This window comes from Mesorhizobium sp. M7A.T.Ca.US.000.02.2.1 (assembly GCF_003996995.1).
Classification (GTDB): Bacteria; Pseudomonadota; Alphaproteobacteria; order Rhizobiales; family Rhizobiaceae; genus Mesorhizobium.
This window is the reverse complement of sequence record NZ_RZTT01000353.1, coordinates 1-6,395: the sequence shown is the minus strand read 5'-3', so window position 1 is coordinate 6,395 and position 6,395 is coordinate 1. Positions and strand designations below refer to the sequence as shown.

Annotated in this window: 7 protein-coding genes; 1 reads left to right on the top strand and 6 read right to left on the bottom strand. The window is 64.3% G+C overall.

Annotation, left to right across the window (positions count from 1 at the left end):
* On the top strand, positions 1-726 hold a 726-nt coding region (locus tag EOD15_RS26070), incomplete at its 5' end, for an arginase family protein (protein WP_148129644.1).
* Here the strand turns inward: EOD15_RS26070 and EOD15_RS26065 are convergent.
* The 6 genes from EOD15_RS26065 to EOD15_RS26040 all read right to left on the bottom strand — a co-directional run.
* Positions 727-2,103, bottom strand: a complete 1,377-nt coding sequence (locus EOD15_RS26065; RefSeq protein WP_127320759.1) for an FGGY-family carbohydrate kinase — start codon at positions 2,101-2,103, stop codon at positions 727-729.
* The gene (rhaM, locus tag EOD15_RS26060) at positions 2,100-2,417 is read right to left on the bottom strand and encodes an L-rhamnose mutarotase (protein ID WP_127320758.1); all 318 of its coding nucleotides are present in this window, start codon (positions 2,415-2,417) and stop codon (positions 2,100-2,102) included. The genes EOD15_RS26065 and rhaM overlap by 4 nt, the downstream gene beginning before the upstream one ends.
* A complete protein-coding gene (locus tag EOD15_RS26055; RefSeq protein ID WP_127320757.1) occupies positions 2,417-3,412 on the bottom strand; it encodes an ABC transporter permease in 996 nt (331 codons plus the stop codon). Before EOD15_RS26055 ends, rhaM begins: the two co-directional genes overlap by 1 nt.
* The gene (locus tag EOD15_RS26050; protein ID WP_127320756.1) at positions 3,409-4,383 is read right to left on the bottom strand and encodes an ABC transporter permease; all 975 of its coding nucleotides are present in this window, start codon (positions 4,381-4,383) and stop codon (positions 3,409-3,411) included. Before EOD15_RS26050 ends, EOD15_RS26055 begins: the two co-directional genes overlap by 4 nt.
* The gene (locus EOD15_RS26045) at positions 4,380-5,921 is read right to left on the bottom strand and encodes a sugar ABC transporter ATP-binding protein (protein ID WP_127320755.1); all 1,542 of its coding nucleotides are present in this window, start codon (positions 5,919-5,921) and stop codon (positions 4,380-4,382) included. Before EOD15_RS26045 ends, EOD15_RS26050 begins: the two co-directional genes overlap by 4 nt.
* 84 nt (positions 5,922-6,005) lie before the next feature.
* Positions 6,006-6,395 (bottom strand): substrate-binding domain-containing protein (locus EOD15_RS26040; protein ID WP_148129643.1); only part of this gene is annotated, 390 nt, incomplete at its 5' end.

The following is a 6,395-nucleotide window of genomic DNA, read 5'->3' as shown; positions in this document are numbered from 1 at the left end:
GTGCAGATCACGGCCGGGCAGGGGGCCGCCGGCATCCTGGCCCGGGAAAGCACCGGCGCCCGGCTGGAAGCGATGAACTTCGACGTGGTGGAACTCGCCGATGTCGAGCGGCCGCCATCGGGGCTGGTCCGGCTGATTGCCGGCGTCGATCGTCGCATCGCCCACAAGGCGCTGACCGCGACGGCGCGCGCGACGCATTCTTTCGGCCTGATCTGGATCGATTCCATCGCCGCCCTGATGCCAGAGGACGAGGAGGGCATCGACCTGCCGGAATGTTCGGTCCTGGCGCGATCGCTCGGGCTCGATCACAAGGCCGGCGCGCTGCAGCCGCAGCTGTCGCCGGAAAATGTCGTCATCGTCGGCCTGCGCCACGCCGATCCGGCCGAGGCGCGGGTGCTGAAGGATTCGCGGGTGTCGGCTTTCACCATGACCGACATCGACGCCATGGGCATGCGCGACCTGATGCATGAAGCGATCCGCATCGCCACCTCAGGCACGCAAGGCTTTCATGTCAGCTATTCGCCGACCGCAACCGAATTCGCAGGCTGGGCTGCGGGCTCCGGCGGGCTGACCGTGCGCGAAACACACCAGGCGATGGAGGCGATCGCGCTCTCCGGTGGCTTGCTGTCGATGGATGTTTCGGGCCTGACGGCGGATCTGGAGCCGCGGATCGGCACCGACGCGGTCAACTTCGTCATGTCGGCTTTCGGCAAACGGATTCTCTGATCAGCCCTGCGCTTCGACTGCCCCCCGCCATGCGCTGACATAGTCGGCCCAGGCCGGGTCTACAGGCGGTTCTATTCTTTCGCCCTTGCCGTGCGTCGCCGGCCGATCGGATGCCAGCAGCGCGGCGCCGATGCTGGTGCCGGTGGCGGCCTCGGACCCAACCACGGCGCGCGCCGTGGCTGCCGCCAGCATGCCGACAAAGAGCCGGTTGCGGGCAAAGGGGCCTTCGACCGTGGTCGGGCCGTCCGCGCCGATCAAGTCGAGGCAGGTTGCCGTCATCAATGCCAGATAGAACGAGATGGCGGCAAAGCGCTGGCCGCTGTTCAGGCCGTCGGCGTTGACCCATGCCGCGGCATGGTGCGGGAACGGCCCCGAGCCTTGCTGGGTCGACGGCAGCAGCAGCATCTTTCGCGCCAGCACGGCGCCGACATCATCCTCGGTCCACTGCTCCGGCTGGTCCTTTGTCAGCACGGAAAACTCGCGGCCGCCCATGAAGCGCGCCGAGGGAACGGGTTTGCCGAGCGCGTTGACATTGACCAGCGTGTCGCGCGCGGCATCCAGCGCAATCTGTTTGCCGCCGACCGCCATCGACACCACCCAGGTGCCGGTCGAGACGACGGAGAAAGGCGGTTTGTCGGAGAGAAGATGCGGCAGCAGCGAGGCGTTGGAATCATGCAGGCCGCAGAACACCGGCGTTTGCGGATCCAGTCCGGTTCGCATCGCAACGATGGGCAGGATCGGGCCGAGGCGATCGCTGGCCGGCCGCACCGGCGCCATCAGGCCGCGCCATTCCAGCCTGTCGACCAACGATGAGAAATCCGCCGTCCACGGCTTCCACAGGTCGGTGTGGCAGCCGAGCGAGGTGACCTCGTTGGCTGCGACACCGGTCAGGCGCAACGCCCAGTATTGCGGATACATCAGCATCGCGGCGGCCCTGGCGAATTCCGCCGGGAAGCTCTTCTGCTGCCAGAAGAATTGAGCACCAAGATTGAGGCCGAGCGGCAGGCGCGGCGTGCCGGTCTCGGAAAAGGGCGGACGGATCGCGTCATAACCCTCGGCCAGTCTATCAGGGCCATCGAACTCATAGTCGAGCACAGGCAGCACCAGTTCACCCGCCGCGTCGACCAGCACGCCGGTCGCGCCATGGGTGGTGATCGAAATGGCGTCGATGCGCTGTTCGCGGTTGAGACCGGCAAGGCTTTCGAGGATGAATGCCCACAGGGCCTCGACATCGTGGTGCGGGTAAGGCGCCTGTCGCACCGGCGCATTGGACATGCGGCGCAGCGCCACCTCGCTCAACGTCGCGAGGTCGACCAGCGCCACCTTGGCGTTGGTCTTGCCGATGTCGATGACGGCGATGTGCTGCATCGCACTCATGCCATGTGGAACATTGTTTCCAACGGCACGGCCACCGGCTCGTTGTCCGGCCTGGTTTCCATGATGTCGGCCATTTCAGCCCACCAGCGCTGCATCACCGGATATCCGGGCAATTCGTCCATGCCGTGGTCGTCACGCCGCCACAGAACACCGAACAGGACATTGGTCTCCTCGTCGAGATGGATGGAATAATCGGAGACGCCGGCCTGCTTCAGCAGCGCGACCAGTGACGGCCAGATCTCGTCGTGGCGCTTCTTGTACTCGGCCTTCATGCCGGGCTTCAGCTTCATTTTGAACGCGTATTTCTGCGGCATCAGCGCCCTCCGCGCAATCGCCGCCAGACGATCGGCAAGGCGATGACGATGATCAGCAGCAGACCTATAAAGATCGACATGACGATGCCGGGCACGTTGAGCAGGCCGAGCCCGAAGGTCACCAGTCCCATGATGAAGGCGGCGAGCACGACCCCAACAATGCTGCCGGCGCCGCCGAGGATACTGACGCCGCCGAGCACCACCATGGTGATGACTTCCAGCTCGTAGCCCTGCGCGATCGATGGCCGCGTCGAACCGAGCCGCGAGGTGATCAGCACCGAGGCGATGCCCGACATCAGCCCGGTCAGGCAAAACAGGAGGAACTTGGTGCGACCGACGCGCACGCCGGAAAACTGCGCAGCTATCGGATTGTTGCCGATGGCGAAGACACGGCGGCCGAAACTCGTACGGTGCAGCAGGAACCAGTAGACGACGGCCGCAATGAGGAAGAGCACCAGCTCGAACGACACCACCCACCAGACATAGCCCTGGCCGAAGAAGGCGAAGCTTGAGGGATATCCCTTGTAGGCCTGGTCGCCGAGGATGATGAAGGCGATGCCGCGAAACAGGCTCATCGTGCCGATGGTGACGACGATCGACGGCAGACCGAGCCTTGTCACCAGCAGACCGTTGAAGGCGCCGCAGCCGAGCCCGACGACGATGCCGATCGCCACCAGCACCGGCGTGCCGGCGCCGGCCTGCACCGCCATGCCCATCATCGTCGACGCCAGCGCAATGATGGCGGCCACCGACAGGTCGATCTCGCCCGAAATGATCAGCAACGCCATGGCGAAGGCGATCAGGCCTTTCTCTGTGAAATTGAAGGTCAGATCGGACAGCGAATACGGGTCGAGGAAATAGGGCGAGGCGAAGCTGTTGATGGCGAAGATGGCGACGGCCACAACGACCAGCAGCGCTTCCCAGGAAAAGATCGCCGAACGGAACGGCTTGTCGAGCCGGTCGGGAATGCGGCGCGGGGCAGGGATGTCGGTCACGCCTCCACCTTTCTGAGGATGATGCGGCCTTGCTGGCGTTCGCCGCGCGCGTTGAGCACGACGGCCAGGATGATGGCGCTGCCCGAAATCGCCATCTGCCAGAAGGGCGAGATGTTGATGACCGGCAGCGCGTTGGAGATGATGCCCAGGAACAGTGCGCCGAGCACCGCGCCGCCGACCGAGCCGATGCCGCCGGCGATCGAGATGCCGCCGATGACGCAGGCGGCGATGATGTTGAGCTCATAGCCATTGGCGACCTCGACCGACGCGATCACATAGCGCGAGATCCAGAGATAGCCTGACAGGCCGCCGATCATGCCGGAGATGCAGAAGACGATGAACTTGGTGCGGCCGACATCGATGCCGGCATAGACGGAAGCCGTCGGGTTTACGCCGATGGCATAGATCGAGCGGCCGAGCGCGGTGCGCGTCATCAAGACGAAGAACAGCCCGATGACCAGGATGGCGATCCACGACAGCACCGGAATGCCGAGGAAGGCGGCGCGCTGAAAGCCGATGAAGTCCGGGCTCATCTTGTCGGCATTGACCCAGGCGCCGCCGGACAGGACGAAGGTGGCGCCGCGATAGATGGTCAGCGTGCCCAATGTCACCACGATCGAGGGGATGTTCAGGCGCCACACCAGCAGGCCGTTGATGGCGCCGAGCACAAGGCCGACCAGCAGTGCGACGACGATCAGCAGCGGGATCGGGATCGCCGGATGTGCTGCGTTCAGCATCGCCACCACCATGCCGGTGAAGCAGAGATTGGACGCCATCGACAGATCGATCGACCGGGTCAGGATGACCACCATCTGGCCGAGCGCCAGGATCATCAGGATCGAGGTGTCGTTGAACACCTGGCGCAGATTGCCGGGGTCGGCAAAGGCCGGGAAACGCGTCGAAATCAGGCCGATCAGCACGACGATGGCCGCCAACAGCCAGATTTCACGGTATTTGAGGAAAGCCTTCATGCCGCGATCCCCGCTGCCGTCCGAACCAGCGTCTCGGCGTCCAGCCCCTTGTTGTCGTAGACCGCCGCGACGAGCCCCTCGCGCATGACCACGACGCGGTCGGACATGCCGAGGATTTCGGGCAGCTCGGAGGACACCATGATCACCGACAGGCCTTGCGCCACCAACTCGGCCATGAAGCCGTGCACGGCGGCCTTCGAGCCGATGTCGATGCCCTTGGTCGGCTCGTCCAGGATGATCACCTTGGGCGACGTCGCCAGCCATTTGGCGATGACGATCTTCTGCTGGTTGCCGCCCGACAGCGTGCCGACGTCCTGGCTGAGCGAGGAGGCCCTGAGGTCGAGCCGCTCGGTGTAGGAGCGGGCCAGATCGAACTCCTCCGACAGCCGCAGCAGGCCGGACTTCGATGTGCGCTTGAGTGAAGGCAGCGAGACGTTCTGGAAGATCGGCAGGCCGATCACCACGCCTTGTTTGCCGCGTTCTTCGGGCACGTAGACGATCCCGGCATCGATCGAATCCGCCGCCGATTTCGGCGCGAGCGTCTTGCCTTCCAGCGTGATCGTGCCGGCTGATGTGCGGGTGATGCCCGATATCGCCTGCATCACCTCGCTGCGGCCGGCGCCGACCAGGCCGTAGAAGCCGAGGATCTCGCCCTTGTGCAGTTCGAAGCCGATGTCGTTGAATTCGGTCGGATGCGACAGGCCGGAAACGGAGAGCACCGGCGCGCCTATCTCGGCCTTGCGCTGCGGGAAGATGTGATCGACCGCGCGGCCGACCATCAGGCGCACGATCTGGCTCTGGCCGGCATCCTTGATCAGGCCTTCGCCGACCATCTCGCCATCGCGGAACACCGTGTAGCGGTCGGCGATACGGTAGATCTCGTCGAACTTGTGGCTGATGAACAGGATCGCCTTTCCGTCGCTCTTGAGGAACTCGATCAGCAAAAAGAGCTCCTCGATCTCCTTCATCGAAAGCGCGGCGGTCGGCTCGTCCATGATGACGATCTGCGCGTCGATCGACATGGCGCGCGCAACGGCGACCAGATGCTTGTTGGCGATGCCGAGGTCCTTCAGGCGCGCATCGGCGTCGATGTGGCCGGCATGCATGGTGTCAAGCACTTCGCGCGCGTTCTTGCGCATCGTGCGCCAGTCGATGGTGCGCAATCGCGTGCGCGGCGCATGGCCGAGAAAGATGTTTTCTGCGACCGACAAATCGTCGAACAGCACGGTTTCCTGGTGGATGGCGGTGACGCCGTGCCCGAAGGCGGCATGCGCGCTCGGCATGGTGACGGCCTGGCCGTCGATGCTGATCGTACCCTCATCGGGCTGGTAGATGCCGGTCATGATCTTGACCAGCGTCGACTTGCCGGCGCCGTTTTCGCCGATCAGCGCCGTCACCTGCCCGGGGTAGAGAGACAGGCTGACATTGTGCAGCGCGCGCACGCCGGGAAAGCTCTTGGAGATGCCGGACAGCGTCAGGCGTGGAGCCGGGGCCGGAGGCCGCTCCTTCACCGAGCCGTGTTGGGCTGTCGTGTCCATAATCGTATCAAGCCCTGAAACAAGGTTCGTTTAAAGTCGCGGCGGGACGTGAGCCCCGCCGCGTCAGCTCGAGAGGACTCCAGATCAATAGATCTTGGAGAACTTTTCGATGTTCGACTTGTCGAACTGGAAGGGCGGAGCCATCGCAGCCGAGTTGGTGTCGTCGAGCGTGACCTTGCCGACGCGGCCGATCGACAGCGTGGCGCCGGGCTTCGCCTCTTCCTTCTTCACCGCCAGATCATGGGCGAGGTAGACGGCCGAGTAGCCGAGGTCGATCGGGTTCCACAGCGCAACCGCCTGACTGGAACCGTTGTCGATGAACTTCTTGAACTCGGACGGCAGCGCGAGGCCGGTGACATTGACCTTGCCGATCAGGTTCTCGTCGGTGACGACCTGGGCGGCGGCGACGACGCCGACGGTGGTCGGCGCGATGATCGCCTTGAGGTTCGGATAGGACTTCAACAGGCCCTTGGC

What these genes read in the sequence shown, in the direction of transcription:
- rhaM (WP_127320758.1), bottom strand. Translation starts at nt 2,417, where the DNA reads ATGCCGCAGAAATACGCGTTCAAAATGAAGCTGAAGCCCGGCATGAAG.
- EOD15_RS26065 (WP_127320759.1), bottom strand. Translation starts at nt 2,103, where the DNA reads ATGAGTGCGATGCAGCACATCGCCGTCATCGACATCGGCAAGACCAAC.
- EOD15_RS26050 (WP_127320756.1), bottom strand. Translation starts at nt 4,383, where the DNA reads ATGAAGGCTTTCCTCAAATACCGTGAAATCTGGCTGTTGGCGGCCATC.
- EOD15_RS26045 (WP_127320755.1), bottom strand. Translation starts at nt 5,921, where the DNA reads ATGGACACGACAGCCCAACACGGCTCGGTGAAGGAGCGGCCTCCGGCC.